Genomic DNA, 23,112 nt, shown 5'->3' with positions numbered 1-23,112 from the left:
CGTCCGCAGGCCCGATACCCGGCAAAAACCACGAGGCAGGCTGACATGAGACAATCCCGTCGCGGGCAGGTGGATCCCTTCATCGTCATGGATGTGATGGAGGCCGCCCGCAAGGCCGAGGCCGGAGGCCGCCGCATCATCCACATGGAGGTCGGCCAGCCCTCGACCCCCGCGCCCGAGGGGGCGCGCCGGGCGCTGGCGGCGGCGCTGGACCGGCCGCTGGGCTATACGGTGGCGCTCGGGCTGCCGGAACTGCGCCGGGGCATCGCCGGGCTTTACCGGCGCTGGTACGGGCTCGACCTCGACCCGGCCCGTGTGGTGGTGACGCCGGGCTCCTCGGGCGCCTTCATCCTGGCCTTCTCGGCGCTTTTCGATGCGGGTGAGCGGGTGGCCTTGGGCGAGCCGGGCTATCCCAGCTATCGCCAGATCCTGCGCGCCATGTCGCTGGAGCCGGTGGGCATCCAGACCCGGGCCGAGGACCGCTATCAGCCGCGTCCCGACGACCTGCCGGCGGATGCGCAGGGGCTGATCCTGGCCTCGCCGGGCAACCCATCCGGTACGGTGCTGCGGCGCGAGGAACTGGCGGCGCTGACCGCGCGGGCGGCGGAACTGGGCATGAGCGTGATCTCGGACGAGATCTATCACGGGCTCGATTACGGCGCCGGCTTCCATTCCGCGCTGGAGGTCACGGACGAGGTATTCGTCATCAACAGCTTCTCGAAATATTTCAGCATGACCGGCTGGCGCGTCGGCTGGATGGTGGTGCCGGACAGCATGATCCGCACCGTCGAGCGCATCGCGCAGAACATGTTCATCTGCCCGCCGCATGCCAGCCAGGTCGCGGCGCTGGCGGCGCTGGATTGCGTGGAGGAGGCCGAGGCGAACCTGGCCGTCTATGCCGAGAACCGCCGGCTGATGCTGGACCGGCTGCCGAAGATGGGATTCGACCGCATCGCCCCGCCCGAGGGCGCCTTCTACATCTATGCCGACGTGTCGGACCTGACCACGGACAGCCTGAGCTTCGCCGCGGAAATCCTTGAAAAAGCGGGCGTGGCGGTAACGCCGGGGCTGGATTTCGATCCGCGTCGCGGCGCGCGGACCCTGCGCTTCAGCTATGCCGCGGGGCCGGCCGAGATCGCCGAGGGGCTGGACCGGCTGGCGGCCTTCATGGCCGCACGATGAGATGGCTCTGGGCCTTGTTGCTGGTCTGGCTGGCGCTGCCTGCGCTGGCCGATGACGGCGCGCGCCCGGCACCTGCGACGGTCGATCTGGCGCAATCCTCTCTGATGGCCGAGGGGCGCGACCGCGGCAAGCCGCGGCCGATGGAACTGCGGCTGACGATCAGCCGGCCGGTGCCCTACCGGGTCTATTTCCTCGACGGGCCGCCGCGGCTGGTGGTGGATTTCCGCGAGATCGATTTTTCCGGCGCCGATGCCGACGCAATGCCTGGCCGCGAACTGGTGCCGGCGCTGCGCTGGGGCCGCTTTCGTGCCGGCTGGTCGCGGCTGGTGATGGAGCTGCCCGGACCCTATGCCCTGCGGCTGGCGGTGCAAGGTCCGGCCGAGAGCGGTGCCAAGGGGGCGCTGGTCAGGCTGCGCATGGAGCCGGTCAAGCCCGAGGATTTCGCCACCCGCGGCAATGCGCTTTCGGCGCTGTGGGACTTGCCGCAGCCGGCGGCCGTGGCCTCGTTGCCGCCGCGACGCGCGGGCACGCGGCCCCTGCGCGTGGCGCTGGATCCCGGCCATGGCGGCCACGACCCCGGCGCCCAGGTCGGCGCGATCAGCGAGGCGGCGCTGATGCTGGGCTTTGCCCGCGAGTTGACCGAGATCCTGACCGCCGCCGGTTTCGAGGTCATCGCCACCCGCAAGGACGACAGCTTCATTCCGCTGGAACAGCGCATGACCATTGCCCGCGCCGAGCGGGCGGACCTGTTCATCTCGCTGCATGCCGATGCGTTGCCGGCGGGCGAGGCGGCGGGGCTGTCGATCTATGTCTGGAATCCGCAGGCCGACGACCGCGCCACGCGCGAACTGGCGATGCGCCACGACCGGGCCGACCTGCTGGCCGGGCTGGACCTGTCGGGGACCGACGACCAGGTCGCCGACGTGCTGATGGACCTGGCGCGGACCGAGACGCATCCGCGCTCGGAAGCCTTTGCCAAATTCGCAGTCTCCGAACTGAACCGGGCGGGCATCGCCATGCATCGCCGGCCGGTGCGCGGCGCGGCATTTTCGGTGCTGAAATCGCCCGACATCCCCTCGGTGCTGGTCGAGCTGGGCTTCCTGACCGATCCGGGCGACCGCGCCAACCTGTTCGACCCCGAATGGCGCGCGCAGACCGCCCAGGCGCTGGCGCAGGCCATCGGGCTTTGGGCGCAGGACGATGCCGCCCGCGCCGCCCTGCTGCGCAAGTAGCGCAAGGTTGCTTTGACGGGCGCGGCCTCGCTGTCTATAGAGGCGCAGGTTATCCCCAGAGGCTTGCCCATTGCTGCGCTTCCTGCTGTCTTTCATCGGTGCGATCTTTTCCTGGCTCGTGACCGCGGTCTTCTTCATCGCCCTGACGGTCGGGGCGGTGTTCTGGATGTATTCGCGCGACCTGCCCAGCCATGAACAATTGGCGCAATACGCGCCCAAGACCATCAGCCGGATCTATTCCGCCGAAGGGCGGCTGATCGACGAGTTCGCCGAGGAACGCCGCATCTTCGTGCCCATCGACGAGATCCCGCCGCTGGTGAAGCAGGCCTTCATCAGCGCCGAGGACAAGCATTTCTACAGCCATCACGGCTTCGACCCGATGGGCATGGGCAAGGCGGCGCTGGATGCGATCAGTTCGGGCGGGCGCAACCTGCGCGGCGCCTCGACCATCACCCAGCAGGTGATGAAGAACTTCCTGCTGTCCAGCGACCGCAGCATCGAGCGCAAGATCAAGGAGCTGATCCTGGCCACCCGGCTGGAATCGACGCTGAGCAAGGACCAGATCCTTGAGCTTTACCTCAACGAGATCTTCCTGGGCCAGAACAGCTTCGGCGTGGCCGCGGCGGCGCAAAGCTATTTCAACAAGCCGCTGACCGAACTCGCGCCGCATGAGGCGGCGACGCTGGCCGCCATGCCCAAGGCGCCGGGCCGCTATCACCCGGTCCGCGCCAGAGAGGCGCTGACCGAGCGGCGCGACTATGTGCTGCGCGAGATGTGGCAGAACGGCTATATCGACCAGGCCACCTACGAGGCCGAGGCCAGGCAGTCGCTGCGTTCGGTGCAGAACGGCGATTTCCCCGCCTTCCAGCAGCAATTGCCGCCGCGCGACTATTTCACCGACGAGATCCGCCGCCAGCTTTCGGCGCAATTCGGCGCCGAGGAGTTCTTCGGCGGCGGGCTGGCGATCCGGGCGACGGTCGATCCCAAGCTGCAACAGGTCGCCGCGCATGCGCTGCAGCAGGCGCTGGAGAAATACGACCGCGGTCGCGGCGTCTGGCGCGGCACCCGGCTTACGATCCCGGCCGAGCAGCTGGGCGACGAGCAGGCATGGCGCGCCGCGCTCTCCGATGCCGCCGTGCCGCGCGACATCGAGGGCTGGTTCCCGGCCGTGGTGCTGGCGCTGGGAGAGAGCGACGCCACCATCGGCATCGAGGACCAGGAAGGTACGGCGACAATCCCGGCCAAGGACGTGCAATGGGCCAGGAAGCGGCGCGCCGACGGCACGCTGGCGCCCAAGGCCCAGGTGGCCTCGGACCTGCTGGATGTGGGCGACGTGGTGCTGGTGCGTCGCATGACCAGCGACAGCGACGGCAGCTTCATCCGCTGGACCCTGCGCCAGGTGCCCGAGGTGCAGGGCGGCTTCATGGCCATGGACGTGAACACCGGCCGGGTCATCGCCATGCAGGGCGGCTTTTCCTATCAAAGCTCGGTCTTCAACCGCGCCACCCAGGCGCAGCGCCAGCCGGGCTCCAGCTTCAAGCCCTTCGTCTATGCGGCGGCACTGGATTCGGGCTTCAACCCGGCGACCATCGTGGTTGACGAGCCGATCACCGTGAACACGCCGCAGGGGCTGTGGACGCCCAAGAACGCCAGCGGCAAGTTCTACGGCCCGACACCGATGCGCACCGGGATCGAGCAGTCCCGCAACCTGATGACCATCCGCATCGCCCAGGGCATCGGCATGGATACGGTGGCGAAATATGCCGAGAAATTCGGCGTCTACGACCATCTCGGCCATTTCCTGGCGAACAGCCTCGGCGCACAGGAAACGACGCTGTTCAAGATGGTCGCCGCCTATGCCATGTTCGCCAATGGCGGCGAGCGGGTGGAACCCACGCTGGTCGACCGCGTGCAGGACCGCCGCGGCCGCACCATCTATCGCCACGACCGCCGCGACTGCGTGACCTGCGGCCAGCCGACCCTGCCCGCCGGCGCCGCGCCCGAGATCCGTTCGAACCGCGAGCGGGTGATGGACGCGATCACCGCCTATCAGCTGACCTCGATGCTTGAGGGCGTGGTGAAACGCGGCTCGGGGCGCGGGGTGAACCTGCCGGTGCCGGTCGCCGGCAAGACCGGCACAACCAACGATGCCAAGGACGTGTGGTTCATCGGCTTTACCTCGAACATCGTTGCCGGCTGCTACCTGGGCTATGACCAGCCGCGCACGCTGGGCGCCAACGCCTATGGCGGAACGCTTTGCGTGCCGGTCTTCAACGAGTTCATGCAGGAGGCGGTCAAGGAATTCGGCGGCACCGCCTTCAAGGTTCCGCCGGGCGGGCATTTCGTCAATATCGACCGCTTCAGCGGCGCGATCCTGGGCCCGGATGCCAAGGGCGACAACGTCATCGCCGAATATTTCCGCGACGGCCAGGATCTGACCGGGCTGGTGCTGGTCGACGGTGGCTTCGGCCGCGCCGATCCGGGCACCTTGCCGCTGTTCACCCAGGGCCGCGACGGCGGCCAGGCGGTGACGACCTCGACCGGCAAGAAGAAGGTGATCCCAAAAAAGGCCGATTTCGGCACCCTGTCCTCGGGCGGGCTGTATTGAAGGCGCTTTGCCGGGCGGGTGCTTGCCGCCGCCCGCCGCCCGCGCTATTTGTCCTGCCCTGACCGAAATCCGAACCCAGAGAGTGCCCATGCGCGCCGAAACCCAAGCCACCATCGAGGCGATCCGCAAATCGCTGAAACTGCTCGGCCAGCGCATGGACTGGGAAACCGCGCCGCACCGGCTGGAAGAGCTGAACGCCATGATCGAGGCGGGCGACATCTGGTCCGACCCGGCCCGCGCCCAGAAATTGATGCGCGACCGGCAGATGCTGTCCGACGCGGTCGAGACCTATCGCCGCATCGACACCGAGCTCAAGGACAATGCCGAGCTGATCGAACTGGGCGAGGCCGAGGGCGATGCCGAGATCGTCGCCGATGCCGAGGGCGCGCTGAAGTCGCTGGCCGAACTCGCGGCGCAGAAGGAACTGGAGGCGCTGCTGAACGGCGAAGCCGACGGCAACGACACCTTCCTGGAGATCAATGCCGGCGCCGGCGGCACGGAAAGCGCCGACTGGGCCAGCATGCTCGCGCGCATGTATGTCCGCTGGGCCGAGAAGAAGGGCTATAATGTCGAGCTTCTGTCCGAGACGCCGGGCGAGGAGGCGGGCATCCGTTCCGCCGCCTACAAGATCTCGGGGCCGAACGCCTATGGCTGGCTGAAGTCGGAATCGGGCGTGCATCGGCTGGTGCGCATCTCGCCCTATGATTCGGCGGCGCGGCGGCATACCTCGTTTTCCTCGGTCTGGGTCTATCCGGTGGTGGATGACAATATCGAGATCACCATCCCCGACAATGAGATCAGGATCGACACCTATCGGTCGTCCGGCGCGGGGGGGCAGCACGTCAACACCACCGATTCGGCGGTGCGCATCACCCACTTGCCGACCGGCATCGTCGTGACCAGCTCGGAAAAATCGCAGCACCAGAACCGCGCCAACGCCATGGCGGCGCTGAAGGCGCGGCTGTATCAGCTGGAACTGGACAAGCGCAATGCCGCGATCAACGCCCAGCACGAGGCCAAGGGCGATGCCGGCTGGGGCAACCAGATCCGCTCATACGTGCTGCATCCCTATCAGATGGTGAAGGATCTGCGCACCGGGCACGAGACCTCGGACACGCAGGGCGTGCTGGACGGCGACCTGGATGCCTTCATGGCCGCGACGCTGGCGCTGGACGTGGCGGGCAAGAGCCGGGCCGAGGCGCAGGCCGAGGACTGATCCGCCGCGCCCGTTGCGCGGCCGCATGAGTATTGGGGAAACGGTGAAACAGGCGCCGCGCGGGTGCGGGGCGCTGTACGAGCGTCTTCTCTGTTCCTCAAATACCCATGCACGGGCGACGCTGACACGGCCGCATGGGTATTTGGGGAACGAAGAAATGCGCAGAGGCCGGGCGCGGGGTGCGGGGTTTTGTGTCGCGTGGCGCCGGGTTAGCCTGCGGGCGGTCTGGATCGACAGGGGCGCGGCATGGACGTGAAGCGGATCAATCTGGCGCTGCAGGGCGGCGGTGCGCATGGCGCATTCGCCTGGGGCGTGCTGGACCGGTTGCTGGACGTGCCGGACATCGAGATCCGCGGCATCAGCGGCACCTCGGCCGGGGCGCTGAACGGGGCGGCCCTGGCGGCGGGCCTGTCCTGCGGGCCGGGCCGGCGCGGGCGCGAGGCGGCGCGGCAGAACCTGGCCCATATCTGGTCGCAGGTGGGGCAGGTCAGCGACAATTCGGTGGTGCGCTGGCTGCATTCCATGTTCCCGGTGCCGCGCGCCTGGCAGCGGCTGACCGAGCTTTTCTCGCCCGTGGCATGGATGGAATCGCTGACGCGAGTGTTCAGCCCCTATGATTCGGGGCCGTTCTATACCAACCCGCTGGCCGCCATCCTGCGCGAGATGCCGCATCCCCGGTTGGGGCGCGAGGAGGGGCCGGCGCTTTTCGTTACTGCGACCAATGTGCGCACCGGGCTGGTGCGGGTCTTTGGCGGGGCCGAGGTGACGGTCGAGACGGTGCTGGCCTCGGCCTGCCTGCCCGAGCTGTTCCGCGCCGTCGAGATCGACGATCCGCTGACCGGAAGGCGCGAGGCCTATTGGGACGGCGGCTATTCCGGCAACCCGGCGCTGTTCCCGCTGTATCGCGGCGACCTGCCGCGCGACATCGTCATCGTCAACATCAACCCGATGCTGCGCGAGGCGATCCCCAAGACCCCGGCCGCGATCCAGGACCGGGTGAATGAGATCAGCTTCAACGCGGCGCTTCTGGCCGAGCTGCGGGCGATCAATTTCGTCAAGCGGCTGCATGCCGAGGAGCGGCTGACCGGGCGGCCGATGAAGAACGTGCTGCTGCATGCGATCATGGACGAGGATCTGATGAACTCGCTGAGCGCCCGGACCAAGCTGCTGCCGAATCCCGGCCTGTTGCAGCGCATGCATGATGCCGGGGTCGAGGCCGCCGAGCGATTCCTGGACAAGGATGCGGCCAATATCGGCGCACGTGATTCCTATGACCTGGCGCAGCTTTTCGGCCGCCGATAGCCCGGCATCGGTGCCGGTCGACCGCGGATATGCGGGCACGATCCTTGCCATCGTCGGGAAATCTGGGTGAGAGGCTGGACAGCGACCCAAGCGGGACTCGTTACGGCTGCTTCCTTCCGGACCTGACCGGGTTGGCGAGGCGCCTGCCCGCGCCAACCTCTCGCCGCCTAGATAGGCGCGCGCGCGGCGGGATGCAAGCGGCTTGGCCGCCTACAGGTGCAGGCGCAGGCGCAGGAAGCCGTCGGGGGCGATTCCGGCCGGCTCGACCGGGGTGGAAAGCCCGTCGAGATGCCCCGCCGCCGCAGGCCCGGTCTCGAACAGGACCGAGGTGCCGGGCAGGGGGCGAAAGCTCCAGCCGGCGCGGGGGTTGGGGGCCAGCACCCGGCGTTGCGCCACGTAGCGGCGCAGCACCTCGCGGGTGGGGCAGGAGCTGTCCAGCAGCACCGGCCGTCCCGCCGCCACCGGGGCGAAAAGCCCGCTGTCCGACAGCCGGTAGCTGTTCGTCACCAAGATGAAGGGCTGGTCCGGCGCGACCGGGCGCATGCGGTGGGTCAGAGCGCAGATGCGGTGCGAATCGGGATGGGCCAGCTTTCCGTCGGGCGCGTAGCGCGGCGGGCGGCTCAGGTCGATCTGCCAGCCCAGCCCGTCGATGATGTCGAAATTGTAGCTGGGAAACTCGGGGTCGATCAGCGGCTGGTCCGGCTTGCCCGGCTCGATGCGCAGGAACATGCTGGCGGAGCGTTCCAGCCATTCGCACAGCTCGGCCCCGGTCAGGCGGATGGCGCAGATCCGGTTCGGAAACAGATAGAGATCGGCGATGTTGCGCAGCGTCAGCCGCCCGGCCGGGACGTCGGTGTAATGCTGCGGCCCGCCGCGGCCGCCGGCGCGGAACGGTGCGACCGCCGACAGGATCGGCAGATCCTGCCAGCGCGTGCCGCGCAGGGCGCGCCGCACGTGCCAGCGTTGCGCCATGGCCACCAGCCGCAGGCCGGGATCCTCGCCGATCAGCGAGAAATAGCTGCTCAGCGGCCGCTCGGTGCGGCCGATCCGGCGGCGGAAATGCCGCAGGGTCTGGCGATGGGCGGACAGGGCCGGGCCGGTGACGGCGGGGTGATCCTCGTCGGCGCCGACCGGCTCGGCGCGGCAGGTGAAATCGGCGATGCGCCAGCCCTGGGCCAGCGGCTCCAGCCGCAGGTCGATCACCCCCAGATGCGAGCCCCAGAAACCGGGCATGACCGCGGGCTTGCCGGCCAGCGTGCCGCGGCGGGCGTCGATCCCCGGCCCCTGCGGGTGGTCGGCCGAGGGGAACACCCGATGCGTATGGCCGGCGATCACCACGTCGATGCCGGGCAGGGCGGCCAGCGCGGTGGCCGCGTTCTCCATCATCGGCGCCGGGGCGAGCGCGCCGATGCCGCTATGCGCCAGCGCCACGATCAGTTCCGCGCCCTGTTCGCGCAGGGCCGCGATGCCGGTGCGGGCGGCCAGCAGGATGTCCTGAACCTCGATCTCGGCCTTCAGCCCGCGTTCCCATTCCACGGTCTGCGGCGGCAGAAAGCCCAGCACGCCGATGCGCAGCGCATGCGTCCGGCCCTGGTCGTCGTGGAACTGCCGCGTCAGCAGGGCATGGGCCTGCACCGGCAGGGGATGGTGCGGGCGCAGGTTGGTCGAGACGACGGGAAACTCGGCGCCCTCCAGCGTGCGGCGCAGAAAGCCCAGGCCGAAGCTGAAATCGTGGTTGCCGATGGTCGCCGCGTCATAGCCGAGCGCGTTCATCGCCGCGATGGCCGGATGCGGCTGGCGGGCGCCGATGTCGTCCATCTCGGCCAGGTAGTCGCCCATCGGGCTGCCTTGCAGCCCGTCGCCATTGTCGAACAGCAGGCAATTGCGTGCCGTCTGGCGTGCTCGGGCGATCAGGGCTGCTGCCCGCGACAGCCCCAGCCGCCCCGAGGGGCGGTCGGCGAAATAGTCGTAACCCAGCATATGCATGTGCAGATCGGTCGTCGCCAAGACGCGAACTGCAATGGACTTGACGCCAGAATGCGATTTGGGAACGGAGCATATGCAAGTCATGACGCATGAATGCAGTCTATTGATACATATTGCAACCTTGGATTGTATTTCATGCCTGCGGCCTGTTGGCCCTTGCGGGCGGCGACTTGCATGCCCCGGCACAACATGGGATGACCGGGGCGGTGCCTGGTTTCTTTGATTTGACTGGATCAGCAATGAAGTTTTCGACCCGACGGGATGTCGACCTGGCCGCGGAGGCCCTGTTCCGTGCAGCCAGCAATTTTCACGCCATCGAGCGGATGCTGGTGCGGCGCGGGGCGACGGTGCGCCGGCTCGACGACCTGGCCGCCCCTGGGGTGGGAATGCGCTGGCTGATCGGCTTCGACTGGCGCGGCCGCCATCGCGAAGTCACGGCCGAGGTGGCGCGGCTGGACGCGCCCGAGTTGCTGGTCCTCAACGGCACATCCGACCAGTTCGACCTGGTCATCCGCATGTCCGTGGTGGCGCTGACCCGGACGAAGTCGCGGATGATCTTCGAGACCGAGGCGCGTCCGCGCAGCATGAAGGCGCGGCTGATGTTGCAGACTGCCAAGCTGGGCAAGGCGCAGCTGGACCGCAAATTCGGCCGGCGGATCGGCGAGTTCATCGCCGACCTGGCCTCGGGCGCGCAGGCTGCCTAACGGCCGGCCTGCCTATCACGCGGCCGCCTGCGACTGCGCGGCGCGCAGCGGATCGGCCGGATAGACGCCCAGGATGTTCAGGCTGGAAGTGAAATAGTCCAGTTCCTCCAGCGCGCGGGCGACGTGCGGATCCTCGGGATGGCCCTCGATGTCGGCATAGAACTGCGTCGCGGTGAAGACGCCGTCCACCATGTAGCTTTCCAGCTTGGTCATGTTGACGCCGTTGGTGGCAAAGCCGCCAAGCGCCTTGTAGAGCGCCGCCGGGATGTTGCGCACCCGGAAGACGAAGCTGGTCATCATCGTCGTGCCGCCCTGGGCATTGGTGCGGCGGCTGAAATCGGGCTGGCGCGCCATGACCAGGAAGCGGGTGGTGTTGTTCTGCCGGTCCTCGATGCCCGAGGCGAGTTCCTCGAGCCCGTAGATCTCGCCCGCCAGCGGCGCGGCCAGCGCGGCCAGCGACGGCTCGGCCCGGCGCGCGACCTCCAGCGCCGAGCCGGCCGTGTCGGCGCCGACGATGCTGCGGATGGCGTGGCGGCGCAAGAAGCCGCGGCATTGACCCAGCAGCACCGGGTGGCTCATTGCCTCGCTGATCTGCGACAGCTTGGTGCCGGGCACCGCCAGCAGGCTGATGCGCACCCGCACGAAGCCCTCGTCGATGATGTGCAGCCCGGTTTCGGGCAGCAGGTGGTGGATGTCCGCCACCCGGCCATAGGTCGAGTTCTCGACCGGCAGCATCGCCAGCTCGGCCTTGCCGGCCCGCACCGCCTCGATCGTGTCCTCGAAGGTGCGGCAGGGCAGCGCCTCCATCTGCGGGCGATAGAAGCGGCAGGCCTGGTGGCTGTAGGCGCCGGGTTCGCCCTGGAATGCGATCACGTTCTGGGTGGGGGCGTCGGTCATGGATCACACCTTGGCTCGGGGTGGCGGCCTGGGCCTTGCCCTCGTGCCGGGCTGGCCTCCTGGTCCGTTTTGTGCTTTGCCAGCGACAACTACACCTTGAACCGGTGGAACAAAAGCGGGTAGATACGGCCAAATCCACGGACAGCCCAGGGGATCCGCAGACATGTTCGATACCATGACCGTCACCAAGGCAGCCGGTGCGCTAATCGGCTCGCTTCTGTTCCTGCTGTTGATGAGCTGGGCGGCATCGGGCATCTTTCACGTCGGCGTCTCGGGCCATGGCGCCGAGGGCGAGGAACACGCCCAGGCATACACCATCCCGGTCGAGGATGCCGGCGGGGCCGACGACGCCGCGGCCGATGAAGGCCCGGATTTCGCCACCGTCCTGGCTTCGGCCGATGCGGCCGCGGGCGAGAAGGTGTTCGGCAAGTGCAAGGCCTGTCACAAGCTGGACGGCAACGATGGCGTCGGCCCGCATCTGAACGGCGTCGTCGGCCGCGCGGTCGCCGGCGTCGATGGCTTCAACTATTCCGACCCGATGAAGGCGCATGGCGGCGACTGGACGCCCGAGGCGCTGCAAGAGTTCCTCGCCAATCCCAAGACCGTGATCAAGGGCACCAAGATGTCCTTCGCCGGCCTGCCCAAGATCGAGGATCGCGCCAACCTGATCGCCTATCTGCAGGGCCAGCAGTAAGCGGCGCGGCCCGCGCGGCAGGCATGGGGCGTCCCTTGGGGGCGCCCTTTTTCGTTGCCGCGGCCCGGCCCCGCGCGGCGGATCACGCATTTGCATGTTGAACCGGGCCCGAGGGCTGCTAGCCTTGCCGCGGGCGCGCCGCCGCCCTCGAGCAAGGCCAGAACCAGAACAAGGCCAGAACCAGAACAAGGATCGACAAGACCCGATGACGATGCGTTTCCTGCGACATGCCCCGATGCTTGCCTTCACGGCGCTTCTGCCCGGCCTGGTCTTGGCGCAGGAGCCGCAGGAGCCCCGGACCATCGTGTCGCATGGCATCGCGGTCTTCGGCGAACCCGAACTGCCAGCCGATTTCCCGCATCTGCGCTATGTGAACCCCGATGCGCCCAAGGGCGGCGAGATTTCGGAATGGTTCAGCGGCGGCTTCGACAGCTACAACCCCTATACCCACCGCGGCCGCGCGGCCATGCTGTCCAACGCCATGCTGGAGCCGCTGATGGAAGGCGTCGCCGACGAGATCGGCACCGCCTATTGCCTGCTCTGCGAGACCATCGAATATCCCGAAAGCCGCGACTGGGTGATCTTCCACCTGCGCCCCGAGGCGAAATTCTCGGACGGCACGCCGCTGACCGCGCATGACGTGCTGTTTTCCTTTGAACTGCTGCGCGACAAGGGCCTGTCCTCGTATCGCACGATCATTTCCAAGATCGTCGCCAAGGCCGAGGTGATCGACGACCGCACCATCAAGTTCATCTTCCGGCCGGATTATCCGCGCCGGGACGTGATCCAGTCGGTCGGCGGCCAGATCGTCTTCTCGCGCGAGGATTTCCGCAAGAACAAGCGCGACATCGAACAGTCGAGCAACATCCCCTTCGTCGGCTCGGGGCCTTACATGTTCGACCGGGCCGATGCCGGCCGCTCGATCACCCTGCGGCGCAATCCCGACTATTGGGGCAAGGATCTGCCGATCAACATCGGCCGGCACAATTTCGACCGCATCCGCGTCGAGTATTTCGGCGATTACGACAGCGCCTTCGAGGCCTTCAAGGCCGGCGTCTATACCTTCCGCAACGAGGCAAGCTCGATCCACTGGGCGACGCGCTATGATTTCCCTGCCGTGCAATCCGGCGCGGTGAAAAAGGAGGCGCTGCCCGACGGCAGCATCGCCAACGGCCAGGGCTGGGTCTTCAACCTGCGCCGTCCCAAGTTCCAGGACATCCGCGTGCGCGAGGCCATCGGGCTGATGTTCAACTTCGAATGGTCGAACGAGACGCTGTTCTATGGGCTTTACGCGCGGGTGAACTCGCCCTGGGAAAACAGCCCGCTGATGGCCGAGGGCAAGCCCACGCCGGCCGAGCTGGCGCTGCTGGAGCCCCTGGCCAAGGATCTGCCGCCGGGCGTGCTGACCGACGACGCGGTGCTTCAGCCCGTTTCGGGCAAGACCCAGCTCGACCGGCGCAACATGCGCCGCGCGGCGCAGCTGCTGGACGAGGCGGGCTGGAAGCCGGGCGCGGACGGCATGCGCCGCAATGCCCAGGGCGAGGTGCTGCGGGTCGAGTTCCTGAACGACAGCGCCACCTTCGACCGGGTGATCAACCCCTTCGTGCAGAACCTGCGGGCCATCGGCATCGACGCGGTGAACCTGCGGGTGGACGACGCCCAGTTGACCGCGCGCACCCGCAGCCATGATTTCGACATCGTGACGGATCATGTCTCCCAGGGCTATTTCCTGACCGGCGATACCGAGCAGACCTTCGGCTCGGAAAATGTCGGCGACGTGTTCAACCCGATGGGCCTGGCCAATCCGGCCATCGACCGGCTGATCCAGCTGGGCATCGAGGCAAAGACCGAGGAAGAGATGATCACCGTGGCCCATGCGCTGGACCGCAGCCTGCGGGCGCTGCGCTTCTGGGTGCCGCAATGGTTCAAGGCCCAGTATACCGTTGCCTATTACGACATCTTCGGCCATCCCGAGACCCTGCCGCCCTATGCGCTGGGTGAGCTTGATTTCTGGTGGTATGACGCGGATAAGGCGGCAAAGCTGAAACAATCCGGCGCGCTGCGCTAGACCCTGCGGGGCCGGCGCGGATCAAGGCGGAGCAAGGGGACGGATGGCAGCCTATATCCTGCGGCGCTTGCTGCTGATCATACCCACGCTGATCGGCATCATGCTGGTCAACTTCACGCTGACGCAATTCGTTCCCGGCGGCCCGATCGAGCAGATCATCGCCCGCGTCCAGGGCGAGGGCGACGCGCTGCGCAACATTACCGGCGGCGCGGGCGAGTCGCCGCAGAGCACCGAATATGCCGGCGCCCGCGGCATCCCGCCCGAATTGCTGGACCAGCTTGAGGTGCAGATGGGCTTTGCCCGCATCGCCTGCATGCCGGGCCACCAGGGCGAGCCGGACCTGAAATCCCCCGATTGCAGCAAGGAAAAGATCGGTGCGGCCGAGCGTTTCCTGATCATGCTGGGCAATTACGTCCGCTTCGATTTCGGCACCAGCTTCTTCCGCTCGATCTCGGTCATCGACCTGGTGCTGGAAAAGATGCCGGTCTCGATCACGCTGGGCCTGTGGTCGACCCTGATCGCCTATCTGATCTCGATACCGCTGGGCATCCGCAAGGCGGTCAGGAACGGCACGCCCTTCGACACCTGGACCTCGGGCGCGATCATCGTCGGCTATGCCATCCCGGCCTTCCTGTTCGCGGTCCTCTTGATGGTGCTGTTCGCGGGCGGCAGCTATTGGCAGATCTTTCCGCTGCGCGGCCTGACCTCGGACAACTGGGCTGATCTGAGCCTCTGGGGCAAGGTCAAGGACTATCTGTGGCACATCGCCCTGCCGGTGACGGCCACCACCATCTCCAGCTTCGCCACGCTGACGCTCTTGACCAAGAACAGCTTCCTGGACGAGATCAACAAGCAATATGTCATGACCGCCCGCGCCAAGGGCCTGACCGAGGGCCGGGTGCTTTACGGCCATGTCTTCCGCAACGCCATGCTGATCGTGATCGCCGGGTTTCCGTCGATGTTCCTGGGCGTGTTCTTCGGCTCCTCGATCCTGATCGAGACCATCTTCTCGCTCGATGGCCTCGGCCGACTGGGCTTCGAGGCGGCGGTGCAGCGCGACTACCCGGTGATCTTCGGCACGCTTTACGTCTTCGGCCTGCTGGGCCTGCTGGTCGGGATCCTCTCGGACCTGATGTATGTGCTGGTCGACCCGCGCATCGATTTCGAGCGGAGGGCCGGCTGATGGCGATGACCGAGCTGAACCGCCGCCGGCTGCGCAATTTCCGCCGCAACAAGCGCGCCTTCTGGTCGCTGGTGGTCTTCACCATCCTGTTCGTCGCCTCGCTGTTCGCGGAACTGATCGCCAACGACAAGCCGATCCTGGTCAGCTACAGGGGCGAGCTGCATTTCCCCGTCTATCGCTTCTATCCCGAGACCGCCTTCGGCGGCGATTTCGGCACCGAGGCGATCTATACCGATCCCGGCGTGCAATGCCTGATCCGCACCGGCGGGCGTGAGGAATGCTGGGACGACCCCGAGGCGACCGAGCAGGAGGCGCGCGAGACCGGCCAGGTCGCGGGCGAGGCGGTCGAGCGGGGCTGGATGCTCTGGCCGCCGATCCCCTATCACTATCGCACCATCAACAATGTCGGCACCGCCCCCAGCGCGCCCGATGCGGCGCATTGGCTGGGCACCGACGACACGGCGCGCGATGTGCTGGCGCGGGTGATCTACGGCTTTCGCCTGTCGATCCTGTTCACGCTGATCGTGACCGTGGTCGCCTCGCTTCTGGGCATCGCGGCGGGGGCGGTGCAGGGCTATTTCGGCGGTCGCACCGATCTGGTCTTTCAGAGATTGCTTGAGATATGGGGTTCAACCCCTTCGCTTTACGTGATTATCATCCTGTTCGCGATTCTGGGGCGAAGTTTCTGGCTCTTGGTCTTCGTCTCGATCCTGTTCGGCTGGCCGGCGCTGGTCGGCGTGGTGCGGGCCGAGTTCCTGCGGGCGCGCAACTTCGAATATGTCCGCGCCGCCCGCGCGCTTGGCGTCAATGACCGCACGATCATGTTCCGCCACATCCTGCCCAATGCCATGGTGGCGACGCTGACCATGCTGCCCTTCGTCGTCACCGGCACCATCTCGTCGCTGGCGGCGCTGGATTATCTGGGCTACGGCCTGCCCAGCTCGGCCCCCTCGCTGGGGGAGTTGGCCCTGCAGGCCAAGCAGAACTTGCAGGCGCCCTGGCTGGGCTTCACCGCCTTCTTCAGCTTCGCCATCATGCTGTCGCTGCTGGTGTTCATCTTCGAAGGCGTGCGCGACGCCTTCGACCCAAGAAAGACCTTTCGATGACGCCGGTTCTGGAAGTCAGCGACCTGCGGGTGGGGTTCCGGCAGGACGGGCAATTGGTGCCCGCCGTCAAGGGCGTCAGCTTCACCGTGGCCAAGGGCGAGACGGTGGCGCTGGTCGGCGAATCCGGCTCGGGCAAGTCGGTCACGGCTTTGTCGACCGTGCGGCTGCTGGGCGAGGCGGCCGAGGTCGCGGGCTCGGTCCGCTATGACGGGCGGGAACTGCTGGGTGCCGCCGAGGCGGAATTGCGCCGGGTGCGCGGCAATGACATTAGCTTCATCTTCCAGGAACCGATGACCTCGCTGAACCCGCTGCACACGCTGGAGCGGCAGCTGGCCGAAAGCCTGGCGCTGCACCAGGGCCTGCGCGGCGCGGCGGCGCGGGCGCGGATCATCGAGCTTTTGACCCGCGTCGGCATCCGCGACCCGGAAACGCGGCTGGCCGATTACCCGCACCAGCTGTCGGGCGGCCAGCGCCAGCGGGTGATGATTGCCATGGCGCTGGCGAACGGGCCGGAGCTGCTGATCGCCGACGAGCCGACGACGGCGCTGGACGTGACCATCCAGGCGCAGATCATGGAGCTGCTGGCGGAACTGAAGGCCGCCGAGGGGCTGTCGATGCTGTTCATCAGCCACGACCTGGGCCTGGTGCGCCGCATCGCCGACCGGGTCTGCGTGATGAAGGGCGGCGAGATCGTCGAACAGGGCCCGGTCGAGCAGATCTTTGCCCATCCGCAGCACGAATATACCCGCATGCTGCTGGCGGCCGAGCCCAAGGGCCGGGCCGAACCGCTGGCCGGCGACCCGCCCGAGGTGGTCTCGACCCGCGATCTGAAGGTCTGGTTCCCGATCCAGCGCGGCTTCCTGCGCCGCACCATCGGCCATGTGAAGGCGGTGAACGGCGCCACCCTCTCGGTCCGGGCCGGCGAGACGCTGGGCATCGTCGGCGAATCCGGTTCGGGCAAGACCACCCTGGCGCTGGCGATCATGCGGCTGATCGAAAGCGACGGGCCGATCCTCTACATGGGCCGCGACATTTCCAGGGTGCCGGGCCGGGCGCTGCGCGGCTTGCGCCGCGACATGCAGATCGTGTTCCAGGATCCCTTCGGCAGCCTGTCGCCGCGCATGACGGTCGAGCAGATCATCGCCGAGGGCCTGGGCGTGCATGGCATCGAGCCGGGCCGCAACCGCCGCGAGATGGTCGAGGCGATGATGCGCGAGGTCGGGCTGGATCCCGCCACCCTGCATCGCTATCCGCATGAGTTCAGCGGCGGCCAGCGCCAGCGCATCGCCATCGCCCGCGCCATGATCCTGAACCCCAAGCTGGTGGTTCTGGACGAGCCGACCAGCGCGCTGGACATGACCGTGCAGGTGCAGATCGTCGAGCTTTTGCGGCGCTTGCAGCGCAAGCTTGGGCTGGCCTATCTTTTCATCAGCCATGACCTGCGCGTCGTGCGCGCCATGTCGCATCAGATCATGGTCATGCGCGCCGGAGAAGTGGTCGAGCAAGGCTCGACCGACGCGGTCTTCGAGCGTCCCGAAAGCGATTATACCCGCCAGTTGATCCAGGCGGCATTTCTTGCGGTAACAAGTGAAGATCTTAAGGCAACCAGTTGAAAATCCTTTTTATTCACCAGAATTTCCCCGGCCAGTTCCTGCATCTGGCGCCGGCCCTGGCCGCGCGCGGCCATCACGTCATGGCGCTGACGGACGAGAAGAACCAGCGCGCCTCTCCGGTCCGCGTGCTGCGCTACAAGACACCGGGCGCGCTGGACCTGCCGCCCATGCTGGGCCGGACCTACGGCGAGATGGCCGAGCGCGGCTGGGTCGCGGCCCGCGGCTGCCGGGCCTTGCGCGACCGGCACGGCTATGCGCCCGACCTGATCTTCGGCCATAGCGGCTGGGGCGAGACGCTGTTTCTGCGCGAGATCTGGCCCGAGGCGAAGTTGCTGGTCTATGCCGAGCTGATGTATCGCACCCGCGGCCATGACGTCGGCTTCGACCCCGAGATCAGCCCCGGCAGCGACGAGGCGCGGGTCGGCACCGTCGCGCGCTCGGCGCATCTGATCCAGGGGCTGGTGCAGGCCGATGCCGGGCTGTCGCCGACGCAATACCAGGCGAAATCCTTTCCGCCGGAATTGCGCGGCAAGCTGACGGTGATCCACGACGGCATCGACACGCAGAAGGTCCGCCCTGATCCGCAGGCCGAGCTTGCGCTGCCCGACGGCCGCAAGCTGCGGGCGGGGGACGAGGTTCTGACCTATGTCTCGCGCTCGCTCGAGCCCTATCGCGGCTTTCACCGCTTCATGCGCGCGTTGCCCGAGGTGCTGCGGACGCGGCCGAATGCGCAGGTGGTGCTGGTCGGCGCCGATGGGGCCAGCTATGGCGGCCTGCCCAAGGACACGCCAAGCTGGCGCGAAAAGCTGCTGGCCGAACTCGACGGCCGGCTGGACCTGGCGCGCATCCATTTCCTGGGCCGGGTGCCTTATTCGCACTATCTGGCGCTGCTGCAGGTCAGCCGGGTGCATTGCTACCTGACCTATCCCTTCGTGCTCAGCTGGTCGCTGACCGAGGCGATGGCGGCGGGCTGCTATGTCGTCGGTTCCGATACCGAGCCGGTGCGCGAGCTGATCCGCGACGGCGAGAACGGCCGGCTGGTGCCGTTTTTCGACCAGCCCGCGCTGGAGGCGGCGCTGATCCGCGGCCTGGCCGGCGACCCCGAGGCGCCGCGCCTGCGGGCGGCGGCGCGCGACACCATCCGGCAGGGCTATGACCTGCACGGCCATTGCCTGCCGCGGTTGATCGACTGGGTGGAAAGCTTCGCGCCCTAAAGCTCGATCTCGCTTTCGGGGTCGCGTCCGGGCAGTGGCGGCGTCGCCTCGGGCGGCGGGGCCAGGCGCGGGTCGTCCTCGGGCGCGGGGCGCAGCATGTCGCGCAGCGCATCGCCCACCGGCGGGGGCGGCGGCGCGTCGGCGCGGCGGCGGATCAGGATGTCGCCATTCTCCAGCCGCTCGGGTGCCTGGTAGTTGCGCACGTCGTCCATCAGCTTGCCGATGTCCTGCAGCACCGGCGCGACCGCGCCCAGCGTATCGCCCAGGTCGCGGCCCAGCCGGTCCAGATGCGGCTCGGCCTGTTCCAGAAGGTTGCGCATGAAGTTTTCCAGCCCGCGCTCCAGCGTGTCGGATTCGTCGGGTGCAGGCAGGCCCTGCGGCGGCGGCTCGTCGGCCAGCGGGGGTTCGTAATCCTGTGCCCCGGCTGCGGCGGGCATCAGCGCGGTACAGAGGATCAGGGAAAGAAGCGATTTGCGCATGGGGCCGGTCCTTCGGCTGTTCGCAGGGGAAACATGCGCGGGGCCGGACGGGTTCCCTGGCGCCGGGGCCGCCCCTGCGGTCAGTCGCAAGCGTCGCCGCCTTCCGGATCGCGATATTCGTGCAGCCGTCCCCGCCAGTCGCGGATCGCATAGCGGCCGGGCGCGGTCGGCCGGACGTGGTCGGGGCCCAGCGGCACCTTGCCGTGCCCGCCCGGCAGGTCCAGCACATAGGTCGGCAGGCATGTCCCCGACAGCCGCCCGCGCAGGGCCGCCATGATCGCCTGTCCCTCGGCGATGGAGGTGCGGAAATGGCCGGTGCCGCGCGCCAGGTCGCAATGATGCAGGTAATAGGGCTTGACCCGGTTGCGGATCAGCGCCCGGAACAGCTCGGCCAGCACCTCGGGATCGGCATTCACTCCCCGAAGCAGCACGGTCTGCGACAACAGCGGGATGCCCGCATCGGCCAGCCGCGCCAGCGCGGCGCGGGCGGCCTCGGTCAGTTCCTGCGCGTGATTGGTGTGGATCACCACCCAGACCGCCAGCCGCGCCGGCCGCAGCGCCGCCAGCATGGCCGCGTCGATGCGGCCGGGGGCCACCACCGGCACGCGGGTATGGAAGCGTACGACATCGACATGGGCGATCGCCTCCAGCCGCGCCATCAGTGCCGCGATGCGGCGCGCTGACAGCACCATCGGGTCGCCGCCGGTCAGGATCACCTCGCGGATCGCCGGGGTGCGGGCGATATAGTCCAGCGCCGCCGCCAGCTGGGGCTCGGGCAGGGTGCCCTCCTCGCCCACCACCTCGCGGCGAAAACAGAAGCGGCAATAGACCTCGCATGTCCTGGTGACATGCAGGATCACCCGGTCGGGATAGCGATGGGTCAGGCCGGGCGTCGGGCTGTGCGCGTCGTCCCCGATCGGATCGGCCAGTTCCTCGGGGCGGATCCGCAATTCGCGCGCATCGGGCAGGAATTGCGCGGCGACGCCGTCGCCGGGCGCCCGCATGGCCTGGCGCATGGCGGGCGAGATGCGGATGCGGAACTCGGCCGCCACCGCGTCCAGTGCCTCGGCCTGCGCGGCATCGGCCAGGCCGGCCTCGACCAGGGCGGGAACGGTGGTGATCGGGCGCTGGGACAAGGCGGCCTCTTGCGGCGAAAGGGAAGGGCGGTTTATCGACCCCCTGGCCGGTCTTGGCAAGAGCGGGCCTTGCCGCATGGCTCAGGGCAGCACCAGGCTGCGGTCGTCCTTGAGCGTCCTGAGCACGATTTCGGAACGCACCTGGGCCACCTGCGGTTGCGGCAGCAGGTGGCGATGGATGAAGTCCGAAAACGCCTCCAGATCACGCAGCCGTACGTCGAGGATGTAATCGGCATCGCCCGAGACCGAAAAGGCCGAGCGGATCTGCGGATGCGCGGCGACGAAGCGGGCGAAATCGTCCTCCTTGCCCTGGCCATGGCTGCGCAGGTTCACCCGGATGATGGCGCGCAGGCCAAAGCCCAGTTTCTGCGGGTTCAGCCGCGCGGCATAGCCCTCGATCACGCCCGCCTCCTCCAGCGCCGCCCGCCGGCGCGAACATTGCGAGGCCGACAGGTTCACCAGTTCGGCCAGCGCGGCATTGGTCATCGCCCCGTCGCGCTGCAGGGCGTCGAGAATGGCGATGTCGAATCCGTCCATGCGTGTTTCTGGCATAAATCGTCTCATCCATGCGCGTTTCGTGCCTTTGTGTCCCGATCATGGCACAGTTTGCGCCCGGTTTGCATCGCATTCGCGCGATCATGGTTTCAGGACACGCGAACACTAGGGAGGAGACGCCATGGGACCGTTCCCGCATGACGCCCCGAAAGCCACGATCAGCGCCGAAAATCCCGCCGGGACGGACGGGTTTGAATTCGTCGAATTCGCCCATCCGCAGCCCGAGACCCTGGACCGCATCTTTCGCCAGATGGGTTTCGCGCCGGTGGCGCGGCACAGGCGCAAGGACATCACGCTCTATCGCCAGGGCGACATCAATTATCTGCTGAATGCCGACCCGGACAGCCATGCCGCCGGTTTCGTGCGCGAACACGGCCCCTGCGCCCCGGCCATGGCCTGGCGCGTGGTCGATGCCCAACACGCCTTGCGGCGGGCGCTGGACCTGGGCGCCAGGGAATATACCGGCAGCGGAAAATCCATCGAGGCGCCGGCGGTCTACGGCATCGGCGGCTCGCTTCTGTACTTCATCGACCGCTACGGCGATGCCGGCAGCGCCTATGCGGCCGATTACGACTGGCTGGGCGAGCCCGACCCGCGCCCCGAGGGGTTCGGCTTCTACTATCTCGACCACCTGACGCATAACGTCGTGCGCGGCAACATGGACACCTGGTACAAGTTCTACCACGACACGTTCAATTTCCGCGAGATCCGGTTCTTCGACATCAAGGGCAAGCAGACCGGGCTGGTCAGCCGGGCGCTGACCTCGCCCGACGGCAAGATCCGCATCCCGATCAACGAATCGACCGACGATCACAGCCAGATCGAGGAATACCTGCGCGCCTACAAGGGCGAGGGCATCCAGCACATCGCCATCGCCACCGAGGACATCTATGCTGCCACCGACCGCATCGCCGAGGCGGGGATGAAGTTCATGCCCGGCCCGCCCGACACCTATTACGAGATGTCGCACGACCGGGTTAAGGGCCATCAGGAACCCGTCGAGCGCATGAGAAAGCACGGCATCCTGATCGACGGCGAGGGCGTCGTCGGCGGCGGCATGACGCGGGTGCTGCTGCAGATCTTCTCGAGGACCGTGATCGGGCCGATCTTCTTCGAGTTCATCCAGCGCAAGGGCGATGACGGTTTCGGCGAGGGCAATTTCCGCGCCCTGTTCGAATCGATCGAGGCGGACCAGATCCGCCGCGGCGTGCTGAAGATCGACGCGGCGGAGTGAGACGCGGCGGAGTGAAAGGCCGGCCGGCCGGGCCCTACAGGCTTTTCGCCAGGGCCTCGAGCTGGTCGGCGGCCATGTTCCAGCCTTCGTGAAAGCCCATCTGCTCGTGCTGCCTGAGCGTTTCCTCGTTCCAGTGCATGGCCTGGGCGCGGTAATGCGTCCGCTGGCCCCGCGGTTCGAAATGCACATGCGAGACCATGAAGGCCCGCGCGGTCGGCAGCCAGCCCGGCCGGAAGGCGTCGGTCGAGACCAGCCGGCGCTGCGGCTCGATCTCCAGGAACACGCCGATATTCTCGAACCGCTCGCCGTCGGGGCCGTTCATGACGGTGAAGAAGGCCCCGCCCGGTCGCAGGTCGATGCGCGCCTCGGAGACATGCCAGGGCTTCGGGCAGAACCATTGCTTCAGCAGGTCCGGCTGGGTCCAGCAGCGCCAGAGCCGGTCGACGGGCGCATCCAGGACGCGCTCGAGCGTCAGCACGTGGTCGGGTGCGGTGGTCATGGCATTTCCTCCTTGCGGGCCGATCTGCGGGATGCGCTTGCGGGGCGAAACCCGCCTTGGCTGGCGGGGGAAGAGGCCGCCGCGTCCGGGAGCCGGGATCGCCCGCCCCCGATACTGGCGGGAAAATGCCCGCCGGCATAGCCCGCAAGCAGGGAAAGCGCCGCCGCCGGCACATGCGGCGGCATCCTGCCGGTGGCGCTGTTT

Annotated in this window: 19 protein-coding genes and 1 other RNA gene; 13 read left to right on the top strand and 7 right to left on the bottom strand. The window is 67.5% G+C overall.

Annotated elements, in window-relative coordinates; genetic code table 11:
- Positions 1 to 45 precede the first annotated feature (45 nt).
- From ACNKFW_RS17175 to ACNKFW_RS17155, 5 genes are all read left to right on the top strand, one after another.
- A complete protein-coding gene (locus tag ACNKFW_RS17175; protein WP_024845195.1) occupies positions 46 to 1,182 on the top strand; it encodes a pyridoxal phosphate-dependent aminotransferase in 1,137 nt (378 codons plus the stop codon).
- A complete protein-coding gene (locus ACNKFW_RS17170) occupies positions 1,179 to 2,414 on the top strand; it encodes an N-acetylmuramoyl-L-alanine amidase (RefSeq protein WP_418025091.1) in 1,236 nt (411 codons plus the stop codon). The genes ACNKFW_RS17175 and ACNKFW_RS17170 overlap by 4 nt, the downstream gene beginning before the upstream one ends.
- A gap of 70 nt (positions 2,415 to 2,484) precedes the next feature.
- A complete protein-coding gene (locus tag ACNKFW_RS17165) occupies positions 2,485 to 5,022 on the top strand; it encodes a penicillin-binding protein 1A (protein WP_147428813.1) in 2,538 nt (845 codons plus the stop codon).
- An 88-nt stretch (positions 5,023 to 5,110) separates the two neighbouring features.
- The gene (gene prfB, locus ACNKFW_RS17160) at positions 5,111 to 6,238 is read left to right on the top strand and encodes a peptide chain release factor 2 (RefSeq protein WP_024845198.1); all 1,128 of its coding nucleotides are present in this window, start codon (positions 5,111 to 5,113) and stop codon (positions 6,236 to 6,238) included.
- Positions 6,239 to 6,484: 246 nt separating this feature from the next.
- Positions 6,485 to 7,540, top strand: coding sequence for a patatin-like phospholipase family protein (locus ACNKFW_RS17155; protein ID WP_418025089.1), 1,056 nt, complete (start codon positions 6,485 to 6,487; stop codon positions 7,538 to 7,540).
- 65 nt (positions 7,541 to 7,605) lie between these two features.
- On the opposite strand, the gene ffs is transcribed toward ACNKFW_RS17155, so the two are convergent.
- Positions 7,606 to 7,702, bottom strand: an RNA gene (ffs, locus tag ACNKFW_RS17150) — signal recognition particle sRNA small type.
- 48 nt (positions 7,703 to 7,750) lie between these two features.
- Positions 7,751 to 9,547: a bifunctional 2',3'-cyclic-nucleotide 2'-phosphodiesterase/3'-nucleotidase gene (locus tag ACNKFW_RS17145; protein ID WP_418025088.1), complete on the bottom strand. Its 1,797-nt coding sequence runs from the start codon at positions 9,545 to 9,547 to the stop codon at positions 7,751 to 7,753.
- A gap of 218 nt (positions 9,548 to 9,765) precedes the next feature.
- Between ACNKFW_RS17145 and ACNKFW_RS17140 the strand changes: the two genes are divergently transcribed.
- A complete protein-coding gene (locus tag ACNKFW_RS17140) occupies positions 9,766 to 10,230 on the top strand; it encodes a hypothetical protein (RefSeq protein WP_147428815.1) in 465 nt (154 codons plus the stop codon).
- A 15-nt stretch (positions 10,231 to 10,245) separates the two neighbouring features.
- Here the strand turns inward: ACNKFW_RS17140 and ACNKFW_RS17135 are convergent, their stop codons facing one another.
- Complete coding sequence (locus ACNKFW_RS17135; protein WP_147428816.1) at positions 10,246 to 11,127, bottom strand: prephenate dehydratase; 882 nt, start codon at positions 11,125 to 11,127, stop codon at positions 10,246 to 10,248.
- A 163-nt stretch (positions 11,128 to 11,290) separates the two neighbouring features.
- Between ACNKFW_RS17135 and ACNKFW_RS17130 the strand changes: the two genes are divergently transcribed.
- The 6 genes from ACNKFW_RS17130 to ACNKFW_RS17105 all read left to right on the top strand — a co-directional run bounded on the left by ACNKFW_RS17130 (position 11,291) and on the right by ACNKFW_RS17105 (position 19,005).
- A complete protein-coding gene (locus tag ACNKFW_RS17130; protein ID WP_024845203.1) occupies positions 11,291 to 11,821 on the top strand; it encodes a c-type cytochrome in 531 nt (176 codons plus the stop codon).
- Between the two features lie 205 nt (positions 11,822 to 12,026).
- Positions 12,027 to 13,889, top strand: a complete 1,863-nt coding sequence (locus ACNKFW_RS17125) for an extracellular solute-binding protein (protein WP_147428817.1) — start codon at positions 12,027 to 12,029, stop codon at positions 13,887 to 13,889.
- A gap of 43 nt (positions 13,890 to 13,932) precedes the next feature.
- Positions 13,933 to 15,072 carry a microcin C ABC transporter permease YejB gene (locus ACNKFW_RS17120; RefSeq protein ID WP_024845205.1) on the top strand — a complete coding sequence of 380 codons (1,140 nt, stop codon included), beginning with the start codon at positions 13,933 to 13,935 and terminating at the stop codon, positions 15,070 to 15,072.
- Positions 15,072 to 16,178, top strand: coding sequence for an ABC transporter permease (locus tag ACNKFW_RS17115; protein WP_024845206.1), 1,107 nt, complete (start codon positions 15,072 to 15,074; stop codon positions 16,176 to 16,178). Before ACNKFW_RS17120 ends, ACNKFW_RS17115 begins: the two co-directional genes overlap by 1 nt.
- Positions 16,175 to 17,791, top strand: a complete 1,617-nt coding sequence (locus tag ACNKFW_RS17110) for an ABC transporter ATP-binding protein (RefSeq protein WP_147428818.1) — start codon at positions 16,175 to 16,177, stop codon at positions 17,789 to 17,791. Before ACNKFW_RS17115 ends, ACNKFW_RS17110 begins: the two co-directional genes overlap by 4 nt.
- On the top strand, positions 17,788 to 19,005 hold the full coding sequence (locus ACNKFW_RS17105; protein ID WP_147428819.1) for a glycosyltransferase: 1,218 nt from the start codon (positions 17,788 to 17,790) through the stop codon (positions 19,003 to 19,005). The genes ACNKFW_RS17110 and ACNKFW_RS17105 overlap by 4 nt, the downstream gene beginning before the upstream one ends.
- Here the strand turns inward: ACNKFW_RS17105 and ACNKFW_RS17100 are convergent.
- From ACNKFW_RS17100 to ACNKFW_RS17090, 3 genes are all read right to left on the bottom strand, one after another.
- Positions 19,002 to 19,484: a hypothetical protein gene (locus tag ACNKFW_RS17100; RefSeq protein WP_024845209.1), complete on the bottom strand. Its 483-nt coding sequence runs from the start codon at positions 19,482 to 19,484 to the stop codon at positions 19,002 to 19,004. The genes ACNKFW_RS17105 and ACNKFW_RS17100 overlap by 4 nt on opposite strands.
- A gap of 80 nt (positions 19,485 to 19,564) precedes the next feature.
- Complete coding sequence (locus ACNKFW_RS17095) at positions 19,565 to 20,620, bottom strand: lysine-2,3-aminomutase-like protein (RefSeq protein WP_147428820.1); 1,056 nt, start codon at positions 20,618 to 20,620, stop codon at positions 19,565 to 19,567.
- An 81-nt stretch (positions 20,621 to 20,701) separates the two neighbouring features.
- Positions 20,702 to 21,172 carry an Lrp/AsnC family transcriptional regulator gene (locus ACNKFW_RS17090; RefSeq protein WP_024845211.1) on the bottom strand — a complete coding sequence of 157 codons (471 nt, stop codon included), beginning with the start codon at positions 21,170 to 21,172 and terminating at the stop codon, positions 20,702 to 20,704.
- A 124-nt stretch (positions 21,173 to 21,296) separates the two neighbouring features.
- Between ACNKFW_RS17090 and hppD the strand changes: the two genes are divergently transcribed.
- Positions 21,297 to 22,409 carry a 4-hydroxyphenylpyruvate dioxygenase gene (hppD, locus tag ACNKFW_RS17085; RefSeq protein WP_147428821.1) on the top strand — a complete coding sequence of 371 codons (1,113 nt, stop codon included), beginning with the start codon at positions 21,297 to 21,299 and terminating at the stop codon, positions 22,407 to 22,409.
- Positions 22,410 to 22,443: 34 nt separating this feature from the next.
- Here hppD and ACNKFW_RS17080 read toward each other — a convergent pair whose 3' ends face one another.
- Entirely contained in the window at positions 22,444 to 22,908 is a 465-nt protein-coding gene (locus tag ACNKFW_RS17080; RefSeq protein ID WP_024845836.1) for an SRPBCC family protein, read from the bottom strand.
- Between the last annotated feature and the right edge of the window lie 204 nt (positions 22,909 to 23,112).

Origin of the sequence: Paracoccus sp. TD-10 (assembly GCF_048270675.1) — a bacterium.
GTDB lineage: Bacteria > Pseudomonadota > Alphaproteobacteria > Rhodobacterales > Rhodobacteraceae > Paracoccus > Paracoccus pantotrophus.
This window is presented reverse-complemented; position numbering and strand designations above follow the sequence as displayed.

Excerpts from the sequence above, each read along its gene's own strand:
- ACNKFW_RS17175 (WP_024845195.1), top strand. The coding sequence starts at position 46 with ATGAGACAATCCCGTCGCGGGCAGGTGGATCCCTTCATCGTCATGGAT.
- ACNKFW_RS17135 (WP_147428816.1), bottom strand. The coding sequence starts at position 11,127 with ATGACCGACGCCCCCACCCAGAACGTGATCGCATTCCAGGGCGAACCC.
- prfB (WP_024845198.1), top strand. The coding sequence starts at position 5,111 with ATGCGCGCCGAAACCCAAGCCACCATCGAGGCGATCCGCAAATCGCTG.
- ACNKFW_RS17115 (WP_024845206.1), top strand. The coding sequence starts at position 15,072 with ATGGCGATGACCGAGCTGAACCGCCGCCGGCTGCGCAATTTCCGCCGC.
- ACNKFW_RS17110 (WP_147428818.1), top strand. The coding sequence starts at position 16,175 with ATGACGCCGGTTCTGGAAGTCAGCGACCTGCGGGTGGGGTTCCGGCAG.
- ACNKFW_RS17140 (WP_147428815.1), top strand. The coding sequence starts at position 9,766 with ATGAAGTTTTCGACCCGACGGGATGTCGACCTGGCCGCGGAGGCCCTG.
- ACNKFW_RS17170 (WP_418025091.1), top strand. The coding sequence starts at position 1,179 with ATGAGATGGCTCTGGGCCTTGTTGCTGGTCTGGCTGGCGCTGCCTGCG.
- ACNKFW_RS17130 (WP_024845203.1), top strand. The coding sequence starts at position 11,291 with ATGTTCGATACCATGACCGTCACCAAGGCAGCCGGTGCGCTAATCGGC.
- ACNKFW_RS17090 (WP_024845211.1), bottom strand. The coding sequence starts at position 21,172 with ATGCCAGAAACACGCATGGACGGATTCGACATCGCCATTCTCGACGCC.
- ACNKFW_RS17125 (WP_147428817.1), top strand. The coding sequence starts at position 12,027 with ATGACGATGCGTTTCCTGCGACATGCCCCGATGCTTGCCTTCACGGCG.
- ACNKFW_RS17155 (WP_418025089.1), top strand. The coding sequence starts at position 6,485 with ATGGACGTGAAGCGGATCAATCTGGCGCTGCAGGGCGGCGGTGCGCAT.
- hppD (WP_147428821.1), top strand. The coding sequence starts at position 21,297 with ATGGGACCGTTCCCGCATGACGCCCCGAAAGCCACGATCAGCGCCGAA.
- ACNKFW_RS17080 (WP_024845836.1), bottom strand. The coding sequence starts at position 22,908 with ATGACCACCGCACCCGACCACGTGCTGACGCTCGAGCGCGTCCTGGAT.
- ACNKFW_RS17100 (WP_024845209.1), bottom strand. The coding sequence starts at position 19,484 with ATGCGCAAATCGCTTCTTTCCCTGATCCTCTGTACCGCGCTGATGCCC.
- ACNKFW_RS17120 (WP_024845205.1), top strand. The coding sequence starts at position 13,933 with ATGGCAGCCTATATCCTGCGGCGCTTGCTGCTGATCATACCCACGCTG.